Below are 15,153 nucleotides of genomic sequence, written 5' to 3'. Positions count from 1 at the left end.
AGACGTCGATGAAACACAGAAGTGCATTATTCCATGCCATCCTTCCCGTCATGCCCTTGCTGCTGGCGGCCTGCGGCGGCGCCACCGCCACGGGCAACGGCAATACGGCCTTGCTGGCCGCCACCGTGGCCGCGCCCGCCACGTCCGCCACCGTGGAACTGGCCGGCAACGCCTTCATCACCAGCGGGAATGAGGGCGCCGTCATCAGCGAGCGCGGCCTGTCCGGCTGGAGCAATCCCGCTGCCGTCGCCAGCACCTACTTCCGCGTGGGCGGGGCGGGACCCGTGCAGGTGGCGCTCGACGCCAGCCTGGCCGATGGCGGCAACAGCACCATCCGCGTGAAGGTCAACGGCACGCCGTTCGACGTCAAGCTGGCCGGCAAGGAACGCAAGACCTATGCCGTGGGCACGGTGAACGTGGCGGAGGCCGGCTATGTAAAGGTCGACTTGCAGGGACTGTCCCGGGTCAAGGAAACGTTCGGCGACGTTGCGGCGTTGAAGGTGACGTCGAACGCCGCGCTGACCTACGCCAACGACCCCGCCAATTACTACTGGTCGCGGCGCGGCCCGTCCGTGCACATGGGCTACACGGTGCCCGCCAATACCGAGTATTTCTATAACGAGATGACGATTCCCCAGGGCCAGGACGCGATCGGCTCCTACTTCATGGCCAACGGCTTCAGTCAGGGCTACATGGGCATCTAGGTGAAATCGCCGAGCGAGCGCTGGATCTTGTTCTCCGTGTGGGATGCCGACAATGGCGCGAAAACCACCCTGGTCAGCAAGGGCGCCGGCGTGGTCGACAATGCGTTCGGCGGCGAGGGCACGGGCGGCCAGACTTATCTGTCGTATAACTGGGCGGCCGGCACGACGTACCGTTTCATCACGCGCGCGCGGCCCGACGGCAATGGCGGCAGCGATTACTCGGCCTGGTTCTTCGCGCCCGAGACGGGCAAGTGGCGCTACATCGCCACCTGGAAGCGGCCGGCGATTTCCACGTATTTGACGGGCGTGCATTCCTTCCTCGAGAATTTCATCGATACCCTGGGCTACACGGAGCGCCGCGTCCAGTTCGGCAACCAGTGGGCGAGGAACGTTGCCGGCACCTGGTCGGAAGTGACGGCGGGGCGCTTCACGGGCGACGCCACGGCCACCAATGCGCAGCGCATGGATTACGCGGGCGGCGTGGAAAACGGCAGGTTCTACCTGCATAACGGCGGCTTCTTTGCCGACTACGTGAAGACCAGCCAGAACTTCACGCGGCCCGCGACAGGCCAGGCGCCCGCCGTCGATGTGAGCGCCTTGCCGATGCAATAGGCGTGGGTGCTTAGCCCGGCCGCTTGCCCGCCATCGCTTCGATGCCGCGATAGTAGGTGAGCGGCCGGCCTATCGTCACGCCCATCAAGGCCGCGGCCTGGATGATGTCGTTTGTATCGCGCCGGTACACGAGCAGCGCATCCATTTCGTCGGAGCCGTTGCCGTCGATCTGGATCAGCTCATAGCCGCCTTCGTCCACGGCGCGCTGCACCAGTTCCGTATCGAGCCACTCGAAATAGGGCAGCGCGCTGCCGCGGCCTGCCTTGAGCAGTTCGTACGGGAAGTCGGGGAAGTCGTCGAACATGTCCTGTATCTGTTCGTGCAGCTCATCGAGCTTGTCGCTCGACGCCATATAGCCGCCCAGTTGCGAGAGGATCTCCAGCGCATAGGCCTGGGCATCGCTGTCGATCCACTCGTCGCGTGGCGCGGAAGGCGCGGCGGTGATGGCGGCGACGGCCTCGTCGAGCTCCTCGCCTTCCAGGTCACCGCAGGTCAGTTTGGTCAGCAATTCGGATAGCAGCATGTTCGCCTTTCAATGGGGGATGCATGGCCAGGGTGGCCGGCTTGTCGATGATGTTGCCGATACTATCATTGCCGCGTAGCCGGGCGCGTTCTGCTGAATTTGCAATGCAGGCTACGCCACCGGATACGATCAGCAAGGAAATTTTGGAAAGAAGCGCGTCAAACAAGCGCTGGCAGGGCGCTTGCGCCGCAGCAGCGCATGGATATAGAATGCGAATCATTATTATTTGCGAATCAGGGAGTATGCGACGTGTCGGCTGCCCAACCCGGCGCTCACCAGGAGGTGGGCAGCCTGTATCACGAACACCACCGGTGGCTGCAAGGCTGGCTGCGGCACAAGCTGGGCAACGCCTTTGACGCGGCCGACGTGGCGCACGACACCTTCATACGCCTGCTCAATCGCGACGAAGCCATCGCCGCGCGCGAGCCTCGCGCCTTTTTGACGACGGTGGCCAAGGGCGTGCTGGGCAATCTGTACCGCCGGCGCGACCTGGAGGCGGCTTACCTGGAAACGCTGGCGAGCCTGCCGGCGCAGCACGCGCCCGATCCCGAGGCGCAGGCGATCCTGCTCGAAGCCCTGTTCGACATCGACCGCCGCCTCGATGGCCTGGCGCCTGCTGTGCGCCGCGCGTTCCTGCTGTCGCAGCTCGATGGCATGCCGCAGGCGGCCATCGCGCTGGAATTGAATGTCTCGCTGGCGACCGTGCAGCGCTACCTGGTCAAAGCCATGCATCAGTGTTTCTTTGCCCATCCGGCATCGTGATGGGCGCCTTCACGCCGGAAGCGGCCAGCCTGCAAGCGGTGGAATGGCTGGTGCGCCTGCAGGCCGGAGACGCCACGTCGGAAGTGGAGCAGGCCTGGCGCGCCTGGCGCGACAGCGACCCCGAACATGAGCAAGCCTGGCAGCATGTGGAGGGCTGCATGGCGCGCATGCGTGCCTTGCCAGCGCCGCTGGCGCACGGCACGCTGGCGCGCAAGCCGGTCCATGCGCAGGCGAATGCGGCGCGCCGGCAGTCGCTCAAGCTGCTGGCGTTGCTGGCCGTGGGCGGCGGCGCCTGGCTGGCGGGCGGCGATGAGCAGGCGCGCTTCTGGCTTGCCGACTACCGCACGGGCACGGGAGAATTACGCCACGTCGTGCTGGACGACGGCACGCGCATCGCGCTCAATACGGCATCCAGCATCGACGTGCGCTATGACGCGGGCCAGCGCCTGGTGACGGTAGTCAAAGGCGAGATCATGGTCAGCACGGCGCGCGATCAGGCCGGCCGGCCATTTGTCGTGCAAACGGCGCAAGGCCGCTTGCAACCGGTGGGCACGCGCTTTGCCGTGCGCGTGGACGGAGAGCGCACGCAGCTGGGCGTGTTCGCCGGTGCCGTCGATATTCAACTGGAACAGGCGCCCGATGCTGCGCGCAGGCTGCAGGCGGGCCAGCAAACCAGCTTTACGGCGGCGCAGATCGGCGCCGTTCGGACCTTGGCTGCCGGCGCGGATGCCTGGACGGCCGGCATGCTGGTGGCGCACGACATGCCGCTGGCGGAGTTTATCGGCGAGCTGGCCCGTTACCGCCATGGGCGTCTGGCCTGCGATCCGGCCATTGCCCACTTGCGCGTGTCGGGCATCTATCCGCTGGCCGACACGACGCAAGTGCTCGACATGCTGACGCGCACCTTGCCCGTCGACGTGCGCCAGACCACGCGCTTCTGGGTGAGCGTGGTGCCGCATCGGCAGCATGCATGAATATTTTTTGAAAAGTGAGGGGTTTGCGATTTTCGCGTGACATAGCAAGTGAACCCTTCATTCACTTTCAGGAAAACAGTCCGCATGCCCAGCACACCACTTATTCACGTTTCTTCCGCCTCCCGTACCTGCCGCCGCAGCGTGGCGGCGCTGGCCGTCAGTCAGGCCCTGTGGCTGCTCGCCGCTGGCGGCGCCACCATCTTCGCTCCTGCGGCCCAGGCCGCGAATGCGGTGCGCATCGCGCTGGCGATACCGGCCGGCTCCCTGGAACAGGTGCTGGTGCGTTTCGGCCAGGAGACGGGCACCATGATTTCCTACCAGGCCGCCGCCTTGGCGGGCAAGCGCAGCGCCGGCCTGACCGGTAGCTACAGCGTGCCTGAAGCGCTGGGCGCCATCGTCGCCGGCTCGGGCTTGCGCGCCGTGCCGCAGGCCAATGGCGGTTATGTGCTCGACGCGGCAGCGGCCGATGGCGGTCAGACCATGCCCGAGATGAAGGTCAGCGCCAGCTTTGATGCGAACGGCGCGACGGAAGGCAGCGGCGCCTATACGACGCAGACCATGCGCTCGGCCACGCGCCTGGGCCTGTCCGTGCGCGAGACGCCGCAAGCCGTCAGCGTGGTCACGCGCCAGCAGATGGATGACCAGAACCTGCAAACGGTGGAAGAGGTGCTGCAAAACGCAGCCGGCATCGCCATCAACCGCTACGACAGCGACCGCACCTCGTTCTTCGCGCGCGGCTTTTCCATCGCCAGCTACCAGTACGACGGCATTCCCACCACGGTCGACAATGCGTTCAATGTGGGCGACAGCACGCTGGACATGACGGCCTACGACCGGGTCGAGATCGTGCGCGGCGCCACGGGCCTGTTGACGGGCGCGGGCGAACCGTCGGCCACCATCAACCTGGTACGCAAGCGCGCATTGTCGGCGCAGCTGGCCGGGAATGCGGCCCTGAGCCTGGGTTCCTGGCAGAATGCGCGCGCCAGCGCGGACCTGTCCACACCCCTGAGTGCTGATGGCAAGGTGCGCGGAAGAGTCGTGGCCAGCTACCAGGACAGCGAATCGTATGTGAATCTGTATCATGGCAAGAAGGCCATGGCTTACGCCACCGTGGAGGCGGATCTGGCGCCCGGCAGCGTGCTGATCGCCGGCTATGAATACCAGGACAACCGCCCGCGCGGCGGCATGTACGGCGGCCTGCCGCTGTGGTACGCGGATGGCGAACGGGCCACGTTTTCCCGCTCCACCACCACGGCCACCACCTGGAGCCGCTGGTTCAGCACCAGCCAGACGGCCTTCCTGCGCCTGGAGCAGCAACTGGGCAAGGGCTGGAACCTGACGGCCATGCTGAATCACGGCTGGGGCAATTACTCGGCGGCCGAACTTTTCGCCAATACCTGGCCGGACAAGGCCACGGGCCAGGGCGTGACGGGCTACGCCGGCTTTTACTCCGGCACGCGGCGCCAGGACAGCGTCGACGCCTATGTGCAGGGGCCGCTGCAGCTGCTGGGCCGCACGCACGACCTGGCGTTCGGCGTCTCGGGCAGCAACCAGTTCGCCAGCAACCCCGGCATTGCCGGCGGCAGCGTCGACTACGGCAATTTTCATCAGTGGCAGGGCGTGACGCCGGAGCCGGACTGGAACGACCCGAATTTCTCGCGCTGGAAGCTGCTCGACACGGTGCAGCAGCGCGGCATCTATGGCACGGCGCGTTTTTCGCTGGCCGATCCCCTGAAGCTGATCGTCGGCGCGCGCTACAGCCGCTACAAGGCGGACCACGTCGACGACTGGGGCGGCGGCTATGCGTATGCCAAGCACGCCGTCACGCCATATGCTGGCCTGGTATGGGATATCGATGCGCAGCATGCGCTGTACACCAGCTACAGCAAGATCTTCAAGCCGCAGGGCTACCAGGACCGGTTTGGCCGCTATCTCGACCCCGTGCAAGGCAAGAATGTGGAAGCGGGCGTGAAGGGCGAGTATTTCGGCGGTAAACTCAATGCGGCGCTGGCCGTGTTCCGCATCGCGCAGGATGGCCTGGCGCAGGAAGACACGGGCCATTTTGTCGGCAATTCGCTGACGCAGGCGTACTACGCGGCCTCGGGCACCACCAGCAAGGGTGTGGAACTGGACGTGTCGGGCGAGCTGGCCAAGGGCTGGAACGTCTCGGCCAGCGTGTCGCATGCCGCAGCCGAGGACAACACGGGCGCGCGCCTGAACAGCTATGTGCCGCAGACCTTGGCGCGCGTGTTTTCCACGTACCAGCTTCCTGGCGGCTGGCGCGCCTTGTCCGTGGGCGGCGGCGTGAACTGGCAGAGCGGCGCCTACCGCGATGCCACGGGGCCGGATGGCACGGAGCGCGTGGAGCAGGGCGGCTATGCCGTGGCCAGCCTGATGGCGAAATACGCGCTGTCGCGCCAGCTGTCCCTGCAGGCGAACATCAACAACGTGTTCGACAAGCATTACTACAGCCAGCTCGGCATGTACAACCAGGGGTACTGGGGGGCGCCGCGCAACGCCAGCGTTACCCTGCGCTACATCTTCTGATGCGCTTGCCTGGTGCTACAGCGGCCAGGCCTGTTTGGTGACGGCCACGGCGATGATGTAGGCAAATACCAGCACGGCGAGGGCGAAGGCGGCGCCGCGCACGGCCGGCGTCTTGCCCCGTTTCAGCGCAATGGTGCCCAGCGCGATGTAGGCCACCAGCGCGCACAGTTTGGCGGCCAGCCAGGGCTGGCTGCCCGGCGACTGGCCGCTCCACACGGCCAGGGCGATGGCGCTGGCCAGCAGGGCCGTGTCGACCAGGTGCGGCAGGATTTTCACCCAGCGCTGCTGCAAGGCGGGCGAGGCGCGCAGCATCCAGGCGCCGCGCAACAGGAAAAGACAGCCGCTGGCGGCGGCGCAGCCCATGTGGAAATGTTTGAGGCTCAGATAATCCATGCGTGATGTTGTGCGGTGATTGATGGTGGCGCCAGCATAGCCGCCTTTGGCCTTCCGCACCATACGCCGTCGGGATGAGACGAGCCTAAGGCAGGAATTTCACGTACACGAACTCCGGATCGCCCTCATCGAGATGGTCGATCCGGCCGCTGCGCACGAAGCCCGCGCCGGCGAATAGCCGTTGCGCGGCGCCGTTCGACCGGTTCGTCGAGGTGAATAGCTTCCCTGTCTGGCACGCGTCCGCGGCGGCCGCCAGCAGGCGCAATCCCACGCCGCAGCGCTGGTGCACGGGCGAGACCACCACCAGCGAGACAAAATCGTGGCCGAAGAAGTCGCCGTGCGTGAGGATATAGCCGGCCACCTGGCCGGCCCGGAGGGCCACCTGGCAGTGGCCCTTGCCGACGGCGGCGCGCACGGCCTCGCCGCGCTCCGGGTGCGTCTGGGCATAGGCATCGCAAGCCAGCATGGCTTTCACATCGCCGTGCCCGGCCACGCGCGTGACGATTTCATCTGCTTCCGTTCTGTTTTCCATGCCGCTCCTATTGTGCCGGTGCCGAGTGTGCCAAAAATGCGCCGGTTTGTAAAACACCCGCCATCCAGGCTAGGCGCGCACCCCGTCATCTAGTCACTTTTGCCGATGCGGCTATCCAGATTGCCTTCCCAGAATCACCCTGTGGCCGATAGTGCCTTTCGCCGCTGCCACGTAAGCTGGTCGGGACGGCTGGCCAGACGGCCAGTGCATTCATGGAGAAACATCGTGGCTACCCTAGATGGCACTAACAAGAACAGTAACAGCAGTAACAAGGCAGTCGAACCGGGCATGCGGCGCAAGCAGGCGTCCGTATTAATCAGCAGTACCTTCGCATTTACCATCTGCTTTGCAGTCTGGATGATGTTTGCCGTACTGGGCATCCCCATCAAGACCAGCCTGGGCTTGACTGAAACGCAATTCGGCCTGCTGGCCGCCATGCCCGTGCTGACGGGCTCCCTCGTGCGCGTGCCGCTGGGCATCTGGACAGACAAATACGGCGGACGCCGCGTCTTCTTCCTGCTGATGCTGGCCAGCGTGGTGCCGATCTACCTGATTTCCTACGCCACCGCCTACTGGCATTTCCTTGTGCTGGGCATGTTCGTGGGCCTGGCGGGCGGTTCGTTTTCCGTCGGCACGCCGTACGTGGCGCGCTGGTACGAAAAGGAGCGCCGCGGCCTGGCGATGGGCATTTTCGGCGCCGGCAACTCCGGTTCCGCGCTGACCAAGTTCGTCGCGCCGGGCATCGTCGCCGCCTTCGGCTGGCAGATGCTGCCCAAGGTGTATGCGGTGGCCATGCTGGCCACGGCCATCATCTTCTGGCTGTTTTCGTACACGGACAAATCGCACCTGGCGCCATCGGGCGAAAGTTTTTCGGCCCAGATGAAGGTGCTGAAGGATCCGCGCGTGTGGCGCTACTGCCAGTACTACTCGGTGGTGTTCGGCGGCTATGTGGCGCTGGCCCTGTGGATGACGAAGTATTACGTGGCCGAATACGGTTTTGATCTGAAGCACGCGGCGCTGCTGGCCGCCTGCTTCTCGCTGCCGGGCGGCGTGTTGCGCGCGCTGGGCGGCTGGATCTCCGACAAATACGGTGCGGCGAAAGTCACCTGGGCCGTGATGTGGGTGTGCTGGGTGTGCTTCTTCCTGCTGTCGTATCCGCAAACGCAGATGGTGATCGAGACCGTCACGGGGCCGCTGGCCTTCCATATCGGCCTGTCGCCGCTGTGGTTCACCGTGCTGCTGTTCATCGTCGGCATCGCCATGGCTGTCGGCAAGGCGTCCGTCTTCAAGTTCATCGGCGATGATTTTTCCGACAACATCGGTGCCGTCTCGGGCGTGGTGGGTCTGGCCGGCGGCCTGGGCGGCTTCATCCTGCCCGTGATGTTCGGCGCCCTGGTGGACTTCACGGGCGTGCGTTCGAGCTCCTTCATGCTCCTGTACGGCACCGTCTGCGTTTCCCTCGTCTGGATGCATTTCTCGTTCAAGCCGCTGCGTGCGGCACCAACTACTCAACCTGCAGGAGTTAAAGCATGAGCCGCTATATGATCAATACCTGGGAGCCTGAGACTCCCAGTTTCTGGCAAAGCACGGGCAAGGCCACGGCCGCGCGCAATCTGTGGATTTCGATTCCCGCGCTGCTGCTGGCGTTCGCCGTGTGGATGGTGTGGAGCGTGGTGGTGGTCAACCTGCCCAACATCGGTTTTACCTACAGTAACAACCAGCTGTTCTGGCTGACGGCCTTGCCGGGCCTGTCCGGCGCCACCTTGCGCATCTTTTACTCGTTCATGGTGCCGATCTTCGGCGGCCGCCGCTGGACGGCCATTTCCACGGGTTCGCTGCTGATTCCCGCCATCGGCATCGGCCTGGCCGTGCAGGACGTGAACACCGGTTATCCGACCATGCTGATCCTGGCGCTGCTGTGCGGTTTCGGCGGCGGCAATTTCGCCTCGTCGATGGCCAACATCAGCTTTTTCTATCCAAAGGCGAGCAAGGGCTTCGCGCTGGGCATGAATGCGGGCCTGGGCAACCTGGGCGTGTCGGTGGTGCAGTTCGTCGTGCCGCTGGTGATCACGTTCGCCGTCTTCGGCGCCTGGGGCGGCGATTCGCTCACCTGGGTCAAGAATGGCGTGAGCAAGGAGATGTGGCTGCAAAACGCGGGCTTCATCTGGGTGCCGTTCATCGCGCTGTCGACTTTACTGGCCTGGTTCGGCATGAATGACCTGGCGTCGGCCAAGGCGTCGTTTTCCGAACAGGCCGTGATCTTCAAGCGCAAGCACAACTGGCTCATGTGCTGGCTGTACACGGGCACCTTCGGCTCCTTCATCGGTTACTCGGCCGCGTTCCCGCTGCTGATCAAGATCCAGTTCCCCGACGTCAACCCGCTCGATTACGCCTTCCTGGGACCGTTGGTCGGCGCCCTGGCGCGCGTGGCCGGCGGCGTGATTTCCGACAAACTGGGCGGCGCACGCGTCACCCTGTGGTCGTTCCTCCTGATGATAGGCGCCGTGCTGGGCGTGCTGTACTTCATGCCGCAAGCCGGCGGAAGTGTGCACACTGCGGGCAGTTTCAACGGCTTCTTCTGGATGTTCATGCTGCTGTTCGCCGGCACGGGTATCGGCAATGCCTCGACCTTCCGCATGATCCCCGTGATCTTCCTGACGGAGCACCAGCGCGCGGCCGCCGGCAAGGGCAAGGCGGCGCAGGAACAAGCGATCGTCGACGCCAACAAGGAAGGCGCGGCCGTGCTGGGCTTCACGTCGGCCGTGGCGGCCTACGGCGCCTTCTTCATCCCGAAAAGCTATGGCACGTCAATTGCGCTGACGGGCAGCCCCGACGCGGCCCTGTGGTGCTTCATCGGCTTTTATGTCAGCTGCATCGCCATCACCTGGTGGTGCTATGCGCGCAAGAATGCGCCGATGCCTTGCTAAAGTTGGAATGTCTGGCAAGTCGTTCTTGCCAGACGTTGAGGAAATGAGAGTATGTCATGGAAGAACTGGAAAAATTCGTCAACGGCTTCAGCCTGTTTCAGCAGCAGTATTTCAGCGAGCCGCAAACCTTGTACGACAGCCTGCGCGACGGGCAGCGGCCCACGACCCTGCTGATCGGCTGCTGCGATTCGCGCGTCGATCCCATGCTGCTGACGGGCAGCGACCCGGGCGACATGTTCGTCGTGCGCAATATCGCCAACCTGGTGCCGCCGTGCACGCCTGACGCGCCGCCCGGCGTCAGTTCGGCCATCGAGTTCGCCGTCTGCAAGCTGGAAGTGGCCAGGGTCATCGTGCTGGGCCATGCGCGCTGCGGCGGCATCCGCGCGCTGCTGGAACCGCAGCCGCGCGCGGAAGGGCAGGAAACGGACTTCGTGGGACAGTGGATGCGCATCGCCGAACCGGTGGCGCAGCGCGTGCGGCGTGACCTGGCGCACCGCTCGTCGGAGGAACAGCACCATGCGTGCGAACTGGCCAGCATCCTGCAGTCGCTGGACAACCTGCTCACCTACCCGTGGCTCAAGCGCCGGGTGGAGCAGGGCGTATTGAAACTGCATGGCTGGTATTTTGACATCGACAGCGGGGCGCTGATGGCCTATTCGGCGCGCCAGCAGCAGTTTTTGCCGCTCGTCTGTCCGATAGAGCGGGCGCGCCATCTGCATGAGCGCCCTTGGCCGGATGCGGCCAGGTAATCCGAAACGTGCCGTCAAGAATGTGTCGGATTACGCTACGCTAATCCGGCCTGCATCTGGTAGGTCGGATTAGGCGGGGCCGCCGAGGCCGCAGGCCGCAATCCGACAACTTCCCTCAGCTAAAACGCAATAAATCCCCGCTGCGGTCAAACGCCAGCAGGCTGTCGATGCGGCCTTGCTCGATGGCCGTCACCATGGCGCGCAGGGGCGCTTCGCATTCCTGCGCGGCGGGCGGCTGGCCCTCGCGACCCGCCAGTCCCGCCACGAAGACCACGTCCCAGTGCGTCTGCATCTGTTTCGACTCCTCCTTCAATGTCTCGAAGCTGCCCAGTTCATCGGGCAGCTTGTCGGCGCACATCACGGGCGTGAGGGACTTGCCCTGGCCGCCAGGCTGGGCCTGCGCCTGGGTAAAGGTGAACAGCAGGCGTTGCGGCTGCTCCTGGTTGCGGGCGCTGTGCAGCAGGCTGGCGTAATCGGTAATCGACATGGTGCTCTTTCTCTGTGTTGAACGATGACGACAGGTATACCGCAGCACGGTCGCGGCGCCCATAGGCAATAGTGACTATCCGGGTGACTACGTGCCTATGCATTCCTGGTGCCGGAAACCGACTTCTTGCCAATACCGCCGCGCAGGGCGCGTCGATAGACTGTTTGTATCGACGCGTGGGCCATTCGGCTTGCAGCGTTTTTATGACCTGGCGCCGCTCCTGCGGCGCAATGTGGAGGTAGCATGAGTCACTTTCTGGACCGTCTTAAATTTTTTAGCAAGCCCGCCGAGCCGTTCTCCAACGGCCATGGCACCGTGGTCGATGAAGACCGCACCTGGGAAAACGCCTACCGCCAGCGCTGGCAGCACGACAAGATCGTGCGCTCCACGCATGGCGTGAACTGTACCGGCTCGTGCAGCTGGAAGGTGTACGTCAAGAATGGCCTGATCACCTGGGAAACCCAGCAAACCGACTACCCGCGCACGCGGCCCGACCTGCCCAACCACGAACCGCGCGGCTGCCCGCGCGGCGCCAGCTATTCCTGGTACGTGTATTCGGCCCAGCGCGTGAAATACCCGATGGTGCGCGGCCGCCTGATGGAAATGTGGCGCGAAGCGCGCAAGACCATGGACCCCGTCACGGCCTGGGACTGGATCAGCCAGGACCCCGTGCGCTCGCAGCAGTACAAATCCATCCGCGGCCTGGGCGGCTTCGTGCGCGCCACGTGGGAAGAATCGAATGAAATCATCGCCGCCGCGAACGCGCTGACGATCAAGAAATACGGCCCGGACCGCATCGTCGGCTTCTCGCCGATTCCCGCCATGTCCATGGTCAGCTACGCTTCCGGCACGCGCTACCTGTCGCTGATCGGCGGCGTGGCCCTGAGCTTTTACGATTGGTACTGCGACTTGCCGCCGGCCAGCCCGCAAGTGTGGGGCGAGCAGACGGACGTGCCGGAATCGGCCGACTGGTACAACTCGACCTATCTGATGGTGTGGGGCTCGAACGTGCCGATGACGCGCACGCCGGACGCCCACTTCTACACGGAAGTGCGCTACAAGGGCACGAAAACCGTGGCCATCTCGCCCGACTACGGCGAAATGGTGAAGTTCGGCGACATCTGGCTGGCGCCGAAGCAGGGTACCGATGCCGCGCTGGCGCTGGCCATGGGCCACGTCATCCTCAAGGAGTTCCACTCGGAAGGCCAGAGCGCCTACTTCCGCGACTATGCGCGCCAGTACACGGACTTCCCCATGCTGGTGCTGCTCAAGGAGCATAACGGCACCCTGGTGCCCGATTACTTCCTGCGCGCTTCGCACCTGGACAACAATCTCGACGAAACCAACAACCCGGAATGGAAAACCCTGGTCATCGACGAAACCACGGGCGCCATCACCGCGCCGGCCGGCTCCATCGGCTTCCGCTGGGGCGAGTCGGGCAAGTGGAACCTGGAACAGAAGGCCGGCGGCAGCGGCGCGCCCATCGTGCCGATGCTCTCCATGATCAACGACAGCGACGCCGTCACGGAAGTGGGTTTTGCCTACTTCGGCGGCAAGGACGCGTCCGACATGCTGCTGCGCAAGGTGCCGGTGAAAACCATCCGCCTGGCCGACGGCACGACGGGCCTCGTCACCACCGTATTCGACCTGACCCTGGCCAACTACGGCATCGACCGTGGCTTGGGCGGCGAGAACGTGGCCGAGAGCTATGACGACGACGTGCCGTACACCCCCGCGTGGCAAGAGAAGCACACGGGCGTGAAACGCGCCGACGTCATCACCGTGGCGCGCCAGTTCGCGGAAAACGCGGACCAGACGCGCGGCAAGAGCATGGTCATCGTGGGCGCTGGCCTGAATCACTGGTACCACATGGACATGACCTACCGCGGCATCATCAATATGCTGATGATGTGCGGCTGTATCGGCCAGTCGGGCGGCGGCTGGGCCCATTACGTGGGCCAGGAAAAACTGCGTCCGCAAACGGGCTGGACGCCTTTGGCCTTCGCCCAGGACTGGGTGCGCCCGATGCGCCAGATGAACGGCACCTCGTTCTTCTATGCCCACACGAGCCAGTGGCGCCATGAAAAGCTGGAAACGGGCGACATCGCCTCGCCATCGGCGGCCGGCGGCACGGGCGACCTGACCCTGCTCGATTACAACGCCAAGGCCGAGCGCATGGGCTGGCTGCCATCGGCGCCGCAGCTGCAGACCAATCCGCTGGAGGTGGCCAAGGCCGCCAAGGCGGCAGGGCAGGCGCCGGCCGCGTATGCGCTCGACCAGATCAAGGCGGGCCAGCTGCAGTTCTCGTGCGACGATCCGGACAATCCGGCCAACTTCCCGCGCAATATGTTTGTCTGGCGCTCGAACATCCTCGGCAGCTCGGGCAAGGGCCACGAGTACTTCCTGAAATACCTGCTGGGCACGCAGAACGGCTTGCTCAGCGACGAAGACGACTGCATCACGCCGAAACAGGTGAAGGTGCGCCCGGCCGCCGAAGGCAAGCTCGATCTGCTGGTGGTGCTCGATTTCCGCATGTCGACCACGTGTTTGTATGGCGATGTGGTGCTGCCGACGGCCACCTGGTATGAAAAAGACGATCTGAATACGTCGGACATGCATCCGTTCATCCATCCGCTGTCCGAAGCCGTGCAGCCGCTGTGGCAATCGAAGTCGGACTGGGAAATCTACAAGGGCATCGCCGAGAAGTTCTCGGAAATCGGCGGCGAACTGCTGGGCACCCAGCAAGACATCATCCTCACCCCGCTGATGCACGATACTCCGGGCGAACTGGGCCAGCCTTTCGATCCCAAGGACTGGCGCGCCGGCGAATGCGATGCGATTCCCGGCAAGACCATGCCGAACATGACGGTGGTCGAGCGCAATTACCGCGACGTCTACAAGAAGTTCACCTCGATCGGACCGCTGCTGGAAACCATCGGCAATGGCGGCAAGGGCATTTCCTGGAAGACGGGCCATGAAGTCGAGGTCCTGCGCGGCATCAACCGCACGGTGCTCGATGAAGGCGTGTCGAAGGGCCAGCCGCGCCTCGATACGGCCATCGATGCGGCCGAAATGATTCTGTCGCTGGCGCCGGAAACGAATGGCCACGTGGCCGTCAAGGCCTGGGCTGCGCTGTCCGCCATCACGGGACGCGAGCACACGCATCTGGCGCTGCCGCGCGAGCATGACAGCATCCGCTTCCGCGACGTGCAGGCGCAGCCGCGCAAGATCATTTCCTCGCCCACCTGGTCGGGCCTGGAAAGCGAGGAAGTCAGCTACACGGCCGGCTATACCAACGTGCATGAACTGATCCCATGGCGCACCCTGACGGGCCGCCAGCAGTTCTACCAGGATCACCTGTGGATGCGCGACTTCGGCGAGGGGCTGTGCGTGTACAAGCCGGCCATCAACACGAAGACGACGGAAGCGCTGCTGGGCACCAAGCCGAACGGCAACAAGGAACTGGCGCTGAACTTTTTGACGCCGCACCAGAAGTGGGGCATCCACTCCACGTATTCGGACAACCTGCGCATGCTGACCCTGTCGCGCGGCGGACCGCACGTGTGGCTGTCGGAGACCGACGCGCAAGCTGCCGGCATCGTCGACAACGACTGGATCGAGGTCTTCAACGTGAACGGCAGCCTGACGGCGCGCGCCATCGTCAGCCAGCGCATCCCGGCCGGCATGACGATGATGTACCACGCCCAGGAAAAGATCATCAACGTGCCCGGCGCGGAGATGACGGGCAAGCGGGGCGGCATCCATAACTCGGTCACGCGCGCCGTGCCCAAGCCGACGCACATGATCGGCGGCTACGCCCAGCTGGCGTACGGCTTCAATTACTACGGCACGGTGGGCTCCAACCGCGATGAATTCGTATTGGTGCGCAAGATGAACAAGGTCGACTGGCTCGAAGGCCCGTTGCAGGAAGAAGGAGCATAGT

The 15,153-nt window shown here is 64.3% G+C and carries 12 protein-coding genes and 1 pseudogene; 8 read left to right on the top strand and 5 right to left on the bottom strand.

Features of this window, described 5'->3' with window-relative positions; all coding sequences use genetic code 11:
- Nucleotides 1-8: 8 nt before the first annotated feature.
- Nucleotides 9-1,316 (top strand): annotated as a pseudogene (locus AC1RBA_RS05420) (DUF3472 domain-containing protein).
- 10 nt (nucleotides 1,317-1,326) lie between these two features.
- On the opposite strand, the gene AC1RBA_RS05415 reads toward AC1RBA_RS05420, so the two are convergent.
- A complete protein-coding gene (locus tag AC1RBA_RS05415) occupies nucleotides 1,327-1,839 on the bottom strand; it encodes a hypothetical protein (RefSeq protein ID WP_099410824.1) in 513 nt (170 codons plus the stop codon).
- Entirely contained in the window at nucleotides 1,799-2,059 is a 261-nt protein-coding gene (locus AC1RBA_RS05410) for a hypothetical protein (RefSeq protein ID WP_143450013.1), read from the bottom strand. Before AC1RBA_RS05410 ends, AC1RBA_RS05415 begins: the two co-directional genes overlap by 41 nt.
- A 29-nt stretch (nucleotides 2,060-2,088) precedes the next feature.
- Between AC1RBA_RS05410 and AC1RBA_RS05405 the strand changes: the two genes are divergently transcribed.
- From AC1RBA_RS05405 to AC1RBA_RS05395, 3 genes are all read left to right on the top strand, one after another.
- Complete coding sequence (locus AC1RBA_RS05405) at nucleotides 2,089-2,601, top strand: sigma-70 family RNA polymerase sigma factor (RefSeq protein WP_099410823.1); 513 nt, start codon at nucleotides 2,089-2,091, stop codon at nucleotides 2,599-2,601.
- Nucleotides 2,601-3,575 carry a FecR domain-containing protein gene (locus AC1RBA_RS05400; RefSeq protein WP_492417048.1) on the top strand — a complete coding sequence of 325 codons (975 nt, stop codon included), beginning with the start codon at nucleotides 2,601-2,603 and terminating at the stop codon, nucleotides 3,573-3,575. The genes AC1RBA_RS05405 and AC1RBA_RS05400 overlap by 1 nt, the downstream gene beginning before the upstream one ends.
- A gap of 84 nt (nucleotides 3,576-3,659) precedes the next feature.
- Entirely contained in the window at nucleotides 3,660-6,122 is a 2,463-nt protein-coding gene (locus tag AC1RBA_RS05395) for a TonB-dependent siderophore receptor (RefSeq protein ID WP_492417047.1), read from the top strand.
- Nucleotides 6,123-6,137: 15 nt separating this feature from the next.
- On the opposite strand, the gene AC1RBA_RS05390 is transcribed toward AC1RBA_RS05395, so the two are convergent.
- Together AC1RBA_RS05390 and AC1RBA_RS05385 are read right to left on the bottom strand one after the other, a co-directional pair.
- Nucleotides 6,138-6,515 (bottom strand): SirB2 family protein, encoded by a 378-nt coding sequence (locus tag AC1RBA_RS05390; protein ID WP_492417045.1) that lies wholly within the window; start codon nucleotides 6,513-6,515, stop codon nucleotides 6,138-6,140.
- A gap of 85 nt (nucleotides 6,516-6,600) precedes the next feature.
- On the bottom strand, nucleotides 6,601-7,047 hold the full coding sequence (locus tag AC1RBA_RS05385; RefSeq protein ID WP_492417043.1) for a GNAT family N-acetyltransferase: 447 nt from the start codon (nucleotides 7,045-7,047) through the stop codon (nucleotides 6,601-6,603).
- Between the two features lie 288 nt (nucleotides 7,048-7,335).
- On the opposite strand from AC1RBA_RS05385, the gene AC1RBA_RS05380 reads away from it, so the two are divergent.
- From AC1RBA_RS05380 to AC1RBA_RS05370, 3 genes are read left to right on the top strand one after another with little or no spacing between them, the layout of a single operon-like run.
- A complete protein-coding gene (locus tag AC1RBA_RS05380; RefSeq protein WP_070223631.1) occupies nucleotides 7,336-8,580 on the top strand; it encodes an MFS transporter in 1,245 nt (414 codons plus the stop codon).
- Nucleotides 8,577-9,974, top strand: a complete 1,398-nt coding sequence (locus AC1RBA_RS05375; protein ID WP_070223628.1) for a NarK family nitrate/nitrite MFS transporter — start codon at nucleotides 8,577-8,579, stop codon at nucleotides 9,972-9,974. The genes AC1RBA_RS05380 and AC1RBA_RS05375 overlap by 4 nt, the downstream gene beginning before the upstream one ends.
- Nucleotides 9,975-10,030: 56 nt before the next feature.
- Nucleotides 10,031-10,723: a carbonic anhydrase gene (locus AC1RBA_RS05370; protein ID WP_070223626.1), complete on the top strand. Its 693-nt coding sequence runs from the start codon at nucleotides 10,031-10,033 to the stop codon at nucleotides 10,721-10,723.
- A gap of 115 nt (nucleotides 10,724-10,838) precedes the next feature.
- Here AC1RBA_RS05370 and AC1RBA_RS05365 read toward each other — a convergent pair whose 3' ends face one another.
- Nucleotides 10,839-11,210, bottom strand: a complete 372-nt coding sequence (locus tag AC1RBA_RS05365) for a ribonucleotide reductase subunit alpha (RefSeq protein WP_070223625.1) — start codon at nucleotides 11,208-11,210, stop codon at nucleotides 10,839-10,841.
- Nucleotides 11,211-11,453: 243 nt separating this feature from the next.
- On the opposite strand from AC1RBA_RS05365, the gene AC1RBA_RS05360 reads away from it, so the two are divergent.
- The gene (locus AC1RBA_RS05360; protein WP_492417041.1) at nucleotides 11,454-15,152 is read left to right on the top strand and encodes a nitrate reductase subunit alpha; all 3,699 of its coding nucleotides are present in this window, start codon (nucleotides 11,454-11,456) and stop codon (nucleotides 15,150-15,152) included.
- The last annotated feature ends 1 nt before the right edge of the window (nucleotide 15,153 follow it).

The organism is Janthinobacterium sp. GW823-FHT03B06 (assembly GCF_058796955.1).
The sequence above is the reverse complement of the archived record's forward strand: the minus strand, read 5'-3'. Positions and strand labels throughout refer to the sequence as shown.